Raw genomic sequence first — 14,055 nt, 5'->3', positions numbered from 1 at the left:
CCGCACGGGACCCGTACCGATGATTTCTTGAAGAAGTGCCTCGCGCTGAGAGGGCATGAGGCACAGCCACCCAGACTACCAGCGGCTCCCCGAGCGGCCCAAACCGGTCGCCGGTCCGCGCCCGTGGGACCATGGAGACTACGTATCGATCCGACCCGAGGCATAAGGCGCCTCAAGAGACAGGACCCTGCGTGCCCGCGACCCCTAACAATGTGCCCGAGCCGAGCCGTACCGACCCGGCTCTGATCCGCAACTTCTGCATCATCGCGCACATCGACCACGGCAAGTCCACGCTCGCCGACCGGATGCTCCAGCTGACCGGTGTGGTCGAGCAGCGGCAGATGCGTGCTCAGTACCTCGACCGGATGGACATCGAGCGCGAGCGCGGCATCACGATCAAGTCCCAGGCGGTGCGTCTGCCCTGGGCCCCGACCGAGGGCCCCGACCAGGGCACGACCCACATCCTCAACATGATCGACACCCCGGGGCACGTCGACTTCACGTACGAGGTCTCGCGGTCGCTCGCGGCCTGTGAGGGGACCGTCCTCCTCGTCGACGCCGCCCAGGGGATCGAGGCCCAGACCCTCGCCAACCTCTACCTGGCGATGGAGAACGACCTCACGATCATCCCCGTACTGAACAAGATCGATCTGCCGGCCGCACAGCCCGAGAAGTTCGCCGAGGAGCTGGCCAACCTGGTCGGCTGCGACCCCGACGACGTGCTGCGGGTCTCCGCCAAGACCGGTCTCGGCGTCGACGCGCTGCTCGACAGGGTGGTCCGGGACATCCCGGCGCCGGTCGGGGTGAAGGACGCGCCCGCCCGGGCGATGATCTTCGACTCCGTGTACGACTCGTACCGGGGCGTGGTCACGTACGTCCGTGTCATCGACGGTCAGCTCAACAAGCGTGAGCGGATCAGGATGATGTCCACGGGCGCCACGCACGAGCTGCTGGAGATCGGCACCAACTCGCCCGAGATGCTGTCGGCCGACGGCCTCGGCGTCGGCGAGGTGGGCTATCTGATCACGGGTGTGAAGGACGTCCGCCAGTCCAAGGTCGGTGATACCGTCACCAGCCAGGTCAAGGGCGCCACCGAAGCCCTGGGCGGGTACAAGGACCCCAAGCCCATGGTCTTCTCCGGCCTGTATCCGCTGGACGGCTCGGACTACCCCGAGCTGCGCGAGGCCCTGGACAAGCTGCAGCTCAACGACGCCGCGCTGGTGTACGAGCCGGAGACCTCGGCGGCCCTCGGCTTCGGCTTCCGCGTCGGCTTCCTCGGCCTGCTGCACCTCGACGTGATCCGCGAGCGACTGGAGCGCGAGTTCGGGCTCGACCTGATCGCCACCGCGCCCAACGTGGTCTACCGCGTGGTCATGGAGGACCGCAGCGAGCACATCGTCACCAACCCGAGCGAATTCCCCGAAGGCAAGATCGGCGAGGTGTACGAGCCGGTCGTGCGGGCCACGATCCTGGCGCCGACCGAGTTCATCGGCTCGATCATGGAGCTGTGCCAGACCAGGCGCGGCACCCTCCTCGGGATGGACTACCTCTCCGAGGACCGGGTCGAGATCCGCTACACCCTCCCGCTCGCCGAGATCGTCTTCGACTTCTTCGACCAGCTGAAGTCGAAGACGCGTGGTTACGCGTCGCTGGACTACGAGCCCACCGGCGAGCAGACCTCCAGTCTGGTCAAGGTCGACATCCTGCTGCACGGCGACAAGGTGGACGCCTTCTCGGCGATCACCCACAAGGACGCCGCGTATGCGTACGGGGTGCGGCTCGTCGCCAAGCTGCGCGAGCTCATCCCGCGGCAGGCCTTCGAGGTGCCCATCCAGGCCGCCATCGGCTCCCGGGTCATCGCCCGAGAGACCATCCGCGCCATCCGCAAGGACGTCCTCGCCAAGTGCTACGGCGGTGACATCTCCCGTAAGCGGAAGCTGCTGGAGAAGCAGAAGGAAGGCAAGAAGCGGATGAAGATGGTGGGTTCCGTGGAGGTTCCGCAGGAGGCCTTCATCGCCGTCCTCTCCAGCGATGACAGCGCGGGGTCGGCCAAGGGCAAGAAGTAATCGCGGTTACCCGCAGTAAGCGCCGGTCGTCCCGGCAAATGGGGTACAAGGGGGGTCCGTCGTACGAAAGTGCGGCGGGCCTCTTCGCGTGCGAGCGGTCACTCTCTGGAGGAAGTGACAGGCCGCCGCCCCTTACGAACCGGCCGGTCGGGCTCTACTCTGATCTCTGCTCGATAGTTACTCGCGAGTTAAACAACGGCGCGAAACCACACCCGTGAGTTAACCCAGCCGCACTGAGCCAGCCGCACTGTCGCGGGCCCCGGAGGATGTCGTGAGCGACACACAGACCCTGATCGAGAACCGTCCGCCGTCCGTGGCGACTCTTTTCCTGGACCGCGTGGCGGCCACACCGGACGCGGAGGCCTACCGCTACCCGGTACCGGCCGCCTCCGGCCAGGGCCCCGACGAGTGGAAGTCGCTGAGCTGGGGACAGGCCGCCGAGCGGGTCTACGCCATCGCGGCCGGTCTCATCGAGCTGGGCGTGCAGTCCGAGCAGCGCGTCGCGCTCGCCTCATCGACCCGCGTCGAGTGGATCCTCGCGGACCTCGGCATCCTGTGCGCCGGTGCGGCCACCACGACCGTCTACCCGCAGACCAACGCCGACGAGTCGGCGTTCATCCTCTCCGACTCCGAGAGCCGGGTGCTGATCGCGGAGGACGCGGCGCAGCTCGCCAAGGCGGTGGAGAAGCGCGGCGAGCTGCCCGAGCTCACCCATGTGGTCGTCATCGACCCGGCCGGCGTCGAGACCGGCGACTGGGTGCTCACCCTCACCGAGCTGGAGCAGCGCGGTGCCGCGTATCTGGAGAAGCACCCCGAGCTGATCAAGGAGCGGGTGGCGGCGATCACGAAGGACCAGCTCGCCACCCTCATCTACACCTCCGGCACCACGGGCCGCCCCAAGGGCGTCCGCCTCCCGCAGGACAACTGGTCGTACATGGCGAAGGCGATCGCCGCGACAGGGCTCGTCGGCACCGAGGACGTGCAGTACCTGTGGCTGCCGCTGGCCCACGTCTTCGGCAAGGTGCTCACCTCCGGCCAGATCGAGGTCGGGCACGTCACCGCGGTCGACGGCCGGGTCGACAAGATCATCGAGAACCTGCCGGTGGTCCAGCCGACGTACATGGCGGCCGTGCCGCGCATCTTCGAGAAGGTCTACAACGGCGTCGCGGCCAAGGCCCGGGCCGGCGGCCCAGCCAAGTACAAGATCTTCCAGTGGGCCGCCGAGGTCGCCCGCGAGTACGCCAAGGTCAGCCAGGACAACTTCCGGCGCACGGGCGCGCACTCCGTGCCCTTCGGCCTCGGCGCCAAGCACAAGGTCGCGGACGCCCTCGTCTACTCCAAGCTGCGCGAGGCCTTCGGCGGCCGGCTGCGGGCCTGTGTCTCCGGCTCCGCCGCGCTCGCCCCCGAGATCGGCTACTTCTTCGCCGGCGCCGGTGTGCACATCCTGGAGGGCTACGGCCTCACCGAGTCCTCCGCGGCCTCCTTCGTCAACCCCGGCGAGGCCTACCGCACCGGCACGGTCGGCAAGCCGCTGCCCGGCTGCGAGGTGCGCATCGCGGACGACGGCGAGATCCTGCTGCGCGGCCCCGGCATCATGCAGGGCTACCACGGGCTGCCGGAGAAGACCGCCGAGGTCCTGGAGGCGGACGGCTGGTTCCACACCGGTGACATCGGCGAGCTGTCCCCCGACGGCTATCTGCGCATCACCGACCGCAAGAAGGACCTGATCAAGACGTCCGGCGGCAAGTACATCGCGCCGGCCGAGGTCGAGGGCCAGTTCAAGGGCGTGTGCCCGTACGTCTCCAACATCCTCGTGCACGGCGCCGACCGGAACTTCTGCACCGCGCTCATCGCCCTCGACGAGATCGCCATCCTCGACTGGGCCAAGGAGAACGGCCTGGCGGGCAAGTCGTACGCCGAGGTCGTCGCCGCCCCCGCCACCATCGAGCTGGTCGAGGGCTACGTCAAGCAGCTCAACGAGGGTCTGCAGCGCTGGCAGACCATCAAGAAGTTCCGCCTCCTCCCGCGCGACCTGGACGTGGAACACGGCGAAATCACCCCGAGCCTCAAGCTCAAGCGCCCGGTGGTGGAGCGCGAGTACAAGCACCTGATCGACGAGATGTACGCGGGGACGCGCGAGGGCTGACCGGTTACCCGGCCGAGGGGCGGGGTCCTGACGGGCCCCGCCCCCGCTGTCTAGCGGGCCCGCCCCTGCCGTCGTACGGACTCCACCAGCTGCTGCAGCTGCTGCACCCGCCCCCGAGCCTCCGGAAGGTTCACCGGGTCCGCCGCCAGCAGCTTTTCCAGGATGTTCAGGTGGGTGGTCACCTGGGCGCAATGGGACTGTTCCTGGGCGAGCAGGTGTTCCAGCTGGCGGTTCTTGCGGTGGAGGTCCAGGAAGACGGAGACCTTGGCGCGCAGTACCCAGGGGTCGAACGGCTTCGTCAGGTAGTCGGCGGCGCCCGTGGCGTAGCCGCGGAAGGCGTAGCCCGCGTCGTCGTCCGCGCCGGTCAGGAAGATGATCGGGATGTCCTTGGTCTGGTCGAGCCGCTTGATGTTCGCGGCCGTCTCGAAGCCGTCCATGCCCGGCATCCGGATGTCCATGAGGACGAGGGCGAACCGGCGGCGCAGCAGTGCCTTCATCGCTTCCTCGCCCGACCGTGCCCGCACGAGCGGCTGGTTGAGGGAGCCCAGGACGGCCTCCAGCGCGATCAGGTTGTCCTCCATGTCGTCCACGAGGAGGATGCCGGCCCGCTCGCCGGTCGTTGCCTCAGCGCTCATGGTGACGTTGCCTCACTCGGTCCGTTCCTCTGCGGCCGGCTCGTCGTCGTGTTCACCGGCGCGTCCCTCCGGCTCCTCGCCCCCCGTGCTCTCGGGGTCCAGGAGCGCGCACACGACGGTGAGCAGCCGGTCGACGTCCACCGGCTTGGGTACGTAGTCGTTGGCGCCCCGCGCGATCGACTTCTCCCGGTCTCCGGGCATCGCCTTCGCCGTCAGCGCGACGATCGGCAGCCCGGCCCAGCGCGGCGTGCGGCGGATGGAGGAGATGGTCTCGTAGCCGTCCATCTCCGGCATCATGATGTCCATCAGGACCAGCTCGACGTCCGGGTTGCGCTCGAGCGTCTCGATGCCTTCCCGGCCGTTCTCCGCATAGAGCACCGGCATGCCGACGCGGCCCAGCACATGGGTGAGCGCGAACACGTTGCGGATGTCGTCGTCCACGATCAGCACACGCCGGCCGGGCAGCACCTGCCCCGCGCGGCCCGTCTTCCACGCCTCCAGCTTGGTGGGCGCGGGCCAGGAGTCCTCGGTGTCGTGGGCCGCCGGGAAGGGCTCGGCGGCCGGCTGCGCGGGGATGGGCAGGGTCGTACGGTCCTCGGGCACCGGCCCGGTCGCGGCGTGGCCGGGGCTGACGACCGGGACGTACAGCGTGAAGGTGGAGCCCTTGCCCGGCTCGCTCTCCGCGACGATACGGCCGCCCAGCAGGCCCGCGATCTCCCGGCTGATGGACAGGCCCAGGCCGGTGCCGCCGTACTTGCGGTTGGTCGTGCCGTCGGCCTGCTGGAACGCCTCGAAGATCACCGGGAGTTTCTCGGCGGCGATCCCGATGCCCGTGTCGGAGACGGCGAAGGCGACCACCTCGTCGCTGTCGCGGACGTAGTGGTGCTCGGGGTCCTTCACCCGGCTCACCCGCAGCTCCACCCGGCCCGTCGCGGTGAACTTGATCGCGTTGGACAGCAGATTGCGCAGGATCTGCTGCAGGCGCTGCTCGTCGGAGTACATCACCCGCGGCACGTCCTCGCCGACCGCCACCTCGAAGGCGAGCCCCCGGTCCAGGGTGAGCGGACGGAAGGTCGCGTGGACGTAGTCGAGCAGCTTGATGAGCGGCAGCCGTTTCGGGCGTACGTCCATCCGGCCGGCCTCGATCTTCGACAGGTCCAGGATGTCGTTGATCAGCTGGAGCAGGTCCGAGCCCGAGCGGTGGATCGTCGTGGCGAACTGCACCTCCTGCTCGGAGAGATGGCCGTCCGGGTTGTCGGAGAGCAGCCGCGCCAGGATGAGCAGCGAGTTGAGCGGCGTACGCAGCTCGTGCGACATGTTCGCCAGGAATTCCGACTTGTACTGGGACGACGTCGCGAGCAACGCTGCCTTCTCCTCCAGTTCCGCGTTGGAGCGCTGCAACTCCGCCTGTTGTTTCTGGAGTTCGTCCGAGCGCTCCTGGAGCTGCATCGCCAGGCGCTGGGACTCGCCGAGCAGGGACTCGGTGCGGGAGTTGGCGATGATCGTGTTGATGGCGACGCCGATGGTGTTCACGAACTGGTCGAAGAACGCGAGGTGTACGTCGGAGAAGCGGGAGAAGGAGGCCAGTTCGATCACGCCGAGGAGCTTGTCCTCGAACAGGATCGGGATGATGACGATCGTCGTGGGCGCCGCCTCCCCGAGCCCGCTGTTGATCTTGATGTAGTCGGGCGGGGCCTCCTCCACCAGGATCCGCTTCTTCTCCCGGGCCGCCTGGCGGACCAGACCGTGCACCGGGAGGCCGCCCGTCTCGACCGTGGCGCCCTGCGCGGAGCCGTATCCGGCGATGAAGGCAAGCCCCTTCGCCGGGACGGCCGTACGCAGCGAGGAGCCGTCCTCGTCGGGGTCGGCCAGGAAGAACGCGCCGTACTGGGCGTTCACCAGCGGTGTCAGCTCGCGCAGGATCAGATCGGCGACCTCCATCAGATCGCGGTGGCCCTGCATCAGCGCGGCCAGCCGGGCCAGATTGGACTCCAGCCAGTCCTTCGCGCGGGTCGTCTCGCGCAGGTTGGCCACCATCAGGTTGATGTTGTCCTTCAGCTCGGCGACCTCGCCGCGCGCCTCCACGGTGATCGAGCGGGACATGTCGCCCTGCGCCACGGCGGAGGCGACCTCGGCGATCGCGCGGACCTGGGTGGTCAGGTTCAGGGCGAGCTCGTTCACGTTCGTCGTCAGGCGCTTCCAGGTGCCGTACACGCCCTCGACCCGGGCCTGACCGCCGAGTTGCCCCTCGCTGCCCACCTCGCGGGCCACGCGCGTCACCTCGGAGGAGAAGGAGGACAGCGTGTCCACCATCGTGTTGATGGTGGTCTTCAGCTCCAGGATCTCGCCGCGCGCGTCCACGTCGATCTTCTTCGACAGGTCGCCCGAGGCCACCGCCGTCGCCACCTGGGCGATGTTGCGGACCTGCGAAGTGAGGTTGTCCGCCATGTAGTTGACGTTGTCCGTCAGATCGCGCCAGACGCCGGAGACCCCCAGCACCTGGGCCCGGCCGCCGAGACGGCCGTCGGTGCCGACCTCGCGCGCCACCCTCGTCACCTCGTCGGCGAAGGCGCGCAGTTGCTCCACCATCGTGTTGACGGTGTCCTTCAGCTCCAGGATCTCGCCGCGCGCGTCGACCGTGATCTTCTTGGACAGGTCGCCGTTGGCGACGGCCGTCGTCACCTGGGCGATGTTGCGCACCTGCGAAGTCAGGTTCAGCGCCATGAAGTTGACGTTGTCGGTGAGGTCCTTCCAGACCCCGCTGACGCCCCGCACCTGGGCCTGACCGCCGAGGTTGCCCTCGGTGCCGACCTCGCGGGCCACGCGGGTGACCTCGTCGGCGAAGGCGGAGAGCTGGTCCACCATCGTGTTGATCGTGGACTTCAGCTCCAGGATCTCGCCCTTCGCCTCCACCGTGATCTTCTTGCCGAGGTCGCCCTGGGCGACGGCCGTCGAGACGAGGGCGATGTTGCGGACCTGCGAAGTCAGGTTGTCCGCCATGAAGTTGACGTTGTCGGTGAGGTCCTTCCAGACCCCGGAGACGCCCCGCACCTGAGCGCGTCCGCCGAGGTTGCCCTCGGTGCCGACCTCGCGGGCCACGCGGGTGACCTCGTCGGCGAAGGCGGAGAGCTGGTCCACCATCGTGTTGATGGTCGACTTCAGCTCCAGGATCTCGCCCTGCGCGTCGACCATGATCTTCTGGCTCAGATCACCGTTGGCGACGGCCGTCGTCACCTGGGCGATGTTGCGGACCTGCGAAGTCAGGTTCGAGGCCATGAAGTTGACGTTGTCGGTGAGGTCCTTCCAGACCCCGCTGACCCCGCGCACCTGCGCGCGCCCGCCCAGCTGCCCCTCGGTGCCGACCTCGCGGGCCACGCGGGTGACCTCGTCGGCGAAGGCGGAGAGCTGGTCCACCATCGTGTTGACGGTGAGCTTCAGCTCCAGCAGCTCGCCGGTCGCCTCCACCGTGACCGTACGGGTCAGGTCGCCGCGGGCCACCGCCGTGGTCACCACGGCGATGTCGCGGACCTGGGCGGTCAGCCGGGACGCCATCGTGTTGACCGCCTCGGTCACGGCCCGCCAACTGCCCGACAGGCCCTGCACCTTGGCCCGCCCGCCGAGCCGGCCCTCGGTGCCGACCTCGCGGGCCACCCGGGTCACCTCGCCGGTGAACAGGGAGAGCTGGTCGACCATCTTGTTCACGGCGGTGCCGAGCCGCCGCAGGTCACCGCGCAACTGCCGGGTTCCGTCGTGCAGGTCGACCCGCTGGGTCAGATCGCCCCCGGCCACCGCGTCCAGGACCCGCGTGGCATTGGCCACCGGGGCCACCAGGGCGTCCAGGATCTGGTTCACGTCGTTGACCCGGGACGTCCACGAGCCCTGGCCCGGGCTGGCCGAGAGCCGCTCGTCGAGCCGGCCGTGCCGCGCCAGCTCCCGCTTCACGCGCCGCAGTTCGGAGTTGAAGTGCAGGCTCCGGTCCACGATCTGGTTGAAGACCGCGGCGAGTTCGGCGTCGATGCCGTGACCGGTTTCCGGCACCTTGGCGAAGTCGCCGTCCCGCAGCGCGGTCATCGCGGCGAGCAGAGGGCGCAGTACGGATGCTCGGAGTTGTTCCGCTTTCTGTCCTTCTTCGAGCACACGCGTAGCACTGTTCTCACTCATGGCGGCCCACTTCGGTAACTCGGCGCTTATGGGCGCAGTCAGTCTGTCACTCTGTCCGCATCGACCGAGGCGTATTCGTCCGAACTGCTCCGGGAGCTGTAGATGGGGGCCATACCGACGCAACGGGAGACCGTTGCCCATGGCCGTGGTGCGCCTGTGCATCCCAGCGCGGGGGAGTGCACGGAGGTGCGCACCACCCTGCCCGGAAGCCCCCTCGCCCCGGGCTCCGCCCGCGGACTGATGCGCTCGGCCCTCACCGAGTGGACCGAGCTCGGGCTCGTGCACTCCGAGCGGCTCGCCGACGACGCCATGGTCGCGGTCAGCGAACTCGTCACCAACGCCGTCGTGCACGCGGGCACCGAGGTCGAACTGACCTGCCGACTGGAGGACACCGGGGCGCTCGTCATCGAGGTCTGCGACCACCACCCCTCGCGCGCGCCACGCGAGCACGGTGGCGACTCGCCGTACGAGACACCGGAGTACGGCCGCGGCCTGCGCCTGGTCGCCACGCTGGCCGAGTCCTGGGGCGTCAGCTACCGCACCGGCGCCAAGACGGTGTGGGCGCGGCTGCCCGCCGAGGGCACCGCGGCCGCCGACGAGATCGAGGCGTACGCGGGGGAGTGCGCCCTGGAACGCGGGCTGAAGGTCGCCGAGATCCTGGCGCCCGAGCCGCAGCGGGCCGAGCGGGACCGGGACTGGCTGGGCCGTGGCGCCCTGTCCTTCCTCGCCGAGGCCTCCGACCTGCTCGCCGGGCAGCTCGACGAGAACCTGGTCGCCGCGCTCACCGGGCAGCTGATCGTGCCGCGGCTCGCCGACTGGTGCGCGGTGTGGCTGGAGGACGAGTCGACCGTCCGCGGGGGCTGGGCGGACGGCACCGGTGCGGCGGGACCACGCCTCGCCCGGGTCTGGCACAGCAGCGAGAACCGCATCGAGGACCTGCGCCGGGCACTGGAGAAGGACCCGCCGCGCCCCCGCGACGGGCTCAGGTCCGGGCCCGAGCCGTACCCCTGGCCCGGTGACGCGCTCGGGCCGCAGGGCATCGACGGCACGGCGCTCGCGTACCGGCTGATCGCGGGTGGCCGCCCGCTGGGCACGCTGGTCATCGGGCGGTGCGGGCTGCTGCGCTTCCCGGACGAGATCACCGGGCTCGTCGAGGACCTCGGCCGCCGGGTGGCCCTCGCCATCGGCGCGGCACGCCAGTACGCCCGCCAGGCCACCATCAGCGCCGTCCTGCAGCGCGGGCTGCTGCCAGGCGCGGTCGCCGAGATCCCCGGGCTGCGCAGTGCGCTGGTCTACGAGCCGTGCGACAAGGGCGGCCCGAGCGGCGACTTCTACGACCTGTTCCCGGCGGGTGACGGGCGCTGGTGCTTCGCCGTCGGCGACGTGCAGGGCAAGGGCCCCGAGGCCGCGGTCGTGATCGGGCTGGCCCGCCCCTGGCTGCGGCTCCTCGCCCGCGAGGGCTACCGGGTCGCCGACGTCCTCGACCGCCTCAACCAGCTCCTCCTCGACGACGCCACGGAGGCCGCGGACGCGGCGGCCCGCGCGCTGGCGGCCGCCGGGGGCCGTCCCATGAACCCGGGGGACGGCCCGCAGACCCGCTTTCTCTCCCTCCTCTACGGCGAACTCGTCCCCTTCGCCGGCGGCGTCCGCTGCACCCTCGCCTCCGCCGGACACCCGCTGCCGCTGCTCCTCGGGCCCGACGGGAAGGTCCGTACGGCCGCGCAGCCGCAGACCCTCCTCGGGGTCGTCGAGGACGCCACGTACACCAGCGAGACCATCGCGCTGCGCTCCGGCGACAGCCTGCTCTGCGTCACCGACGGGGTGACCGAGCGGCGCTCCGGCACGCGCCAGTTCGACGACGGCGACGGGCTCGCGCAGGCGCTGTCCGGCTGCATGGGGCTGAGCGCCGAGCTGATCGCGGAGCGGATCAGACGGCTGGTGCACGAGTTCGGCGGCGGCGCGCCGGAGGACGATCTGGCGCTGCTGGTGCTCCAGGCGGAGTAACCGTCGTCGTACGGGACAATGGAGGACATGCCTTCCGCACTCCCCGACGGCGAGACCGTCCCCGCCGACGGTGCGCTGCCCGCGTCCGCGCTCGCCGGGGCCGCCGACCGGCCCCTCGGCTTCTATCTGCACGTTCCGTACTGCGCGACCCGCTGCGGCTACTGCGACTTCAACACCTACACCGCGACCGAGCTGCGCGGCACGGGCGGCGTCCTCGCCTCCCGCGACAACTACGCGGACACGCTGATCGACGAGATCCGGCTGGCCCGCAAGGTGCTGGGCGACGACCCGCGCGAGGTCCGCACGGTGTTCGTCGGGGGCGGTACGCCGACGCTGCTGGCCGCGGACGATCTCGTACGGATGCTGGGGGCGATCCGTGACGAGTTCGGTCTGGCGTCCGATGCGGAGGTCACGACGGAGGCGAACCCGGAGTCGGTCGACCCGGCCTATCTGGCCGCACTCCGCGAGGGCGGCTTCAACCGCGTCTCCTTCGGCATGCAGAGCGCGAAGCAGCATGTGCTGCGCGTGCTCGACCGGACGCACACCCCCGGTCGCCCCGAGGCCTGCGTGGCGGAGGCGAGGGCCGTGGGCTTCGAGCATGTGAACCTGGACCTGATCTACGGCACGCCCGGCGAGTCGGACGACGACTGGCGGGCGTCGCTGGAAGCGGCGATCGGCGCCGGGCCGGACCACGTCAGCGCCTATGCCCTGATCGTCGAGGAGGGCACGCAGCTGGCCCGCCGCATCCGCCGGGGCGAGGTCCCGATGACGGACGACGACGTCCACGCGGACCGCTATCTGATCGCCGAGGAGGCCCTGTCGGCGGCGGGCTTCGACTGGTACGAGGTGTCCAACTGGGCCACCTCGGAATCGGGCCGCTGCCTGCACAACGAGCTGTACTGGCGCGGGGCCGACTGGTGGGGCGCGGGTCCGGGCGCCCACAGCCACGTCGGAGGCGTCCGCTGGTGGAACGTGAAGCACCCGGGGGCGTACGCGGCGGCCCTGGCGTCGGGGCGGACGCCGGGCGCGGGCCGGGAGCTGCTGTCGGACGAGGACCGCCGGGTGGAGCGGATCCTGCTGGAACTGCGGCTGCGGGAAGGGGCGCCGCTGGAGCTGCTGCGGGAGGAGGGGCTCGCGGCTTCGCGCCGGGCGCTGGCGGACGGGCTGCTGCAGGAGGGGCCGTACGAGGAGGGGCGTGCGGTGCTGACGTTGCGGGGGAGGCTGCTCGCGGATGCGGTGGTGCGGGATCTGGTGGACTGATCACTCCGGCGAGCGAATCGCCGCGGAACGCGGGTTCGGTCCCTAACCTGGTTCGTAGGCTGCCGCCAAAAGGACGCGGCGGATGTGGAGGGCCACGGAGATGACCGCTGTGGACGAGCGTGGCCACCGAATTCGGCACCTACAAGGGCGTCAAGCCTCACCGCTGGCCGTGACGAAGTCGATCAGTTCCTCCACCCTCCCCAGCAACTCCGGCTCCAGGTCCTTGTAGGACCGCACCCGCCCCAGAATCCCCTGCCAAGCAGCCCCCGTGTTCTCCGGCCACCCCAGTGCCCGGCACACGCCCGTCTTCCAGTCCTGCCCGTGCGGCACGCGCGGCCATCCCGGAATCCCCAGCGAGGCCGGCTTCACCGCCTCCCAGATGTCGATGTACGGGTGGCCGACCACCAGCGCGTGTTCGCTGGTCACCGACTCCGCGATGCGCCACTCCTTCGTGCCCGGCACCAAGTGGTCCACGAGCACGCCCAGCCGCGCGTCCGGGCCCGGGGCGAAGTCCGCGACGATCGACGGCAGGTCGTCCACGCCCTCCAGGTACTCCACGACCACGCCCTCGACGCGCAGGTCGTCACCCCAGACCTTCTCGACCAGCTCGGCGTCGTGCCGGCCCTCGACGTAGATGCGACCGGCGCGGGCGACACGCGCGCGTGCGCCGGGGACGGCGACCGAGCCGGAAGCGGTACGGGTGGGACGGACCGGGGCGGCCGAAGGTCTCACCAGCGTCACCACCCTGCCCTCCAGCAGGAAGCCGCGCGGCTCCAGCGGGAACACCCGGTGCTTGCCGAAGCGGTCCTCCAGGGTCACCGTGCCCGCCTCGCAGCGGATCACCGCACCGCAGAAGCCGGTGCCGGGCTCCTCCACCACCAGACCGGGGTCCGCCGGGACCTCCGGGACCGGCTTGGGCTTCTTCCAGGGCGGGGTCAGATCCGGCGAGTACTGGCGCATTCGGATGACGATAGGAGAACCGCCGGACCCCCGCTCACGACACGCCGAACCGCGCCGCCAGCTCGTCGCGCTGCCGTCGGACGAAGCCGGCGTCGACCAACGATCCGTGACCGGGCACGTACAGCGCGTCCTCGCCGCCCAGGGCGAGCAGCCGGTCGAGGGCCGCGGGCCACTGCGACGGTACGGCGTCGGGGCCGGCCTGGGGCTCGCCGGACTCCTCGACGAGGTCGCCGCAGAACACCACCTCGGGGTCGCCCGGAACCAGGACCGCCAGGTCATGGGCCGTGTGGCCCGGGCCGACGTTCGCCAGCAGCGCCTGGCGGCCCTCGCCCAGGTCCAGCGTCCACTCGCCGGAGACCAGATGGCGGGGCAGGACGAGGGCGTCGGCCGCCTCCTCCGCCTCCGGGGCGGGCAGCCCGTTGCGGACCGCGTCCAGGCGGAGTTCCTCCCGCTCGTACGCGAACACCGCGTCCGTGCCGACCGCGGCGAACACCTCCGCGCCCGCGAACGCCGCCGCGCCGAAGACATGGTCGAAGTGGGGGTGGGTGAGCGCGAGATGGGTCACACGGTGACCGGCGAGCTCCTGCGCCCGCGCACGCAACCACGCGCCCTCCCCGAGGCTCGACCCGGCGTCCACCACCAGCGCCGTACCCTCACCGAGAACCAGCCCCGCCGTGCAGTCCCAGCCCGGCAGCCGGCACCTGCCCACCCCGGCGGCCACCCGCTCCCACCCCAGCTCTTCCCAAGTCACCGTCATACGGCGACGCTAGCCGTGACGGCCACCACGGGCACGAAGGCGCATGACCGGCCTTGCCCGGGGCGT

8 protein-coding genes are annotated in these 14,055 nt (G+C 70.3%); 4 read left to right on the top strand and 4 right to left on the bottom strand.

What is annotated here, in order from left to right; all coding sequences use genetic code 11:
• Positions 1–191: 191 nt before the first annotated feature.
• Entirely contained in the window at positions 192–2,066 is a 1,875-nt protein-coding gene (gene lepA / locus Q8A52_RS31520; protein ID WP_316757613.1) for a translation elongation factor 4, read from the top strand.
• Between the two features lie 271 nt (positions 2,067–2,337).
• Positions 2,338–4,212 (top strand): AMP-dependent synthetase/ligase, encoded by a 1,875-nt coding sequence (locus tag Q8A52_RS31515; protein ID WP_316757611.1) that lies wholly within the window; start codon positions 2,338–2,340, stop codon positions 4,210–4,212.
• Positions 4,213–4,262: 50 nt separating this feature from the next.
• On the opposite strand, the gene Q8A52_RS31510 is transcribed toward Q8A52_RS31515, so the two are convergent.
• Together Q8A52_RS31510 and Q8A52_RS31505 are read right to left on the bottom strand one after the other, a co-directional pair.
• A complete protein-coding gene (locus Q8A52_RS31510; RefSeq protein ID WP_316757609.1) occupies positions 4,263–4,847 on the bottom strand; it encodes a response regulator in 585 nt (194 codons plus the stop codon).
• 12 nt (positions 4,848–4,859) lie between these two features.
• Complete coding sequence (locus Q8A52_RS31505; protein ID WP_316757607.1) at positions 4,860–9,008, bottom strand: HAMP domain-containing protein; 4,149 nt, start codon at positions 9,006–9,008, stop codon at positions 4,860–4,862.
• A gap of 102 nt (positions 9,009–9,110) precedes the next feature.
• Here Q8A52_RS31505 and Q8A52_RS31500 point away from each other — a divergent pair, with 102 nt between their 5' ends.
• Complete coding sequence (locus Q8A52_RS31500; protein WP_316757605.1) at positions 9,111–11,012, top strand: SpoIIE family protein phosphatase; 1,902 nt, start codon at positions 9,111–9,113, stop codon at positions 11,010–11,012.
• A 27-nt stretch (positions 11,013–11,039) separates the two neighbouring features.
• Positions 11,040–12,272 carry a radical SAM family heme chaperone HemW gene (gene hemW, locus Q8A52_RS31495; RefSeq protein WP_316757603.1) on the top strand — a complete coding sequence of 411 codons (1,233 nt, stop codon included), beginning with the start codon at positions 11,040–11,042 and terminating at the stop codon, positions 12,270–12,272.
• 150 nt (positions 12,273–12,422) lie between these two features.
• On the opposite strand, the gene Q8A52_RS31490 is transcribed toward hemW, so the two are convergent.
• Positions 12,423–13,232: a DUF3097 domain-containing protein gene (locus Q8A52_RS31490; RefSeq protein WP_316757601.1), complete on the bottom strand. Its 810-nt coding sequence runs from the start codon at positions 13,230–13,232 to the stop codon at positions 12,423–12,425.
• Positions 13,233–13,266: 34 nt separating this feature from the next.
• Positions 13,267–13,989, bottom strand: a complete 723-nt coding sequence (locus Q8A52_RS31485; RefSeq protein WP_316757599.1) for an MBL fold metallo-hydrolase — start codon at positions 13,987–13,989, stop codon at positions 13,267–13,269.
• Positions 13,990–14,055: the final 66 nt, after the last annotated feature.

The sequence above is a fragment of the Streptomyces herbicida genome (genome assembly GCF_032656585.1).
Taxonomy (GTDB): domain Bacteria; phylum Actinomycetota; class Actinomycetes; order Streptomycetales; family Streptomycetaceae; genus Streptomyces; species Streptomyces herbicida.
Note: the sequence above shows the minus strand (reverse complement) of the source record. Positions and strands in the feature narration are given on the sequence as shown.

Bases quoted from the DNA above. Each gene is read 5' to 3' on its own strand.
- Q8A52_RS31510 (WP_316757609.1), bottom strand. From the start codon at position 4,847: ATGAGCGCTGAGGCAACGACCGGCGAGCGGGCCGGCATCCTCCTCGTG.
- Q8A52_RS31505 (WP_316757607.1), bottom strand. From the start codon at position 9,008: ATGAGTGAGAACAGTGCTACGCGTGTGCTCGAAGAAGGACAGAAAGCG.
- Q8A52_RS31500 (WP_316757605.1), top strand. From the start codon at position 9,111: ATGGGGGCCATACCGACGCAACGGGAGACCGTTGCCCATGGCCGTGGT.
- hemW (WP_316757603.1), top strand. From the start codon at position 11,040: ATGCCTTCCGCACTCCCCGACGGCGAGACCGTCCCCGCCGACGGTGCG.
- Q8A52_RS31490 (WP_316757601.1), bottom strand. From the start codon at position 13,232: ATGCGCCAGTACTCGCCGGATCTGACCCCGCCCTGGAAGAAGCCCAAG.
- Q8A52_RS31485 (WP_316757599.1), bottom strand. From the start codon at position 13,989: ATGACGGTGACTTGGGAAGAGCTGGGGTGGGAGCGGGTGGCCGCCGGG.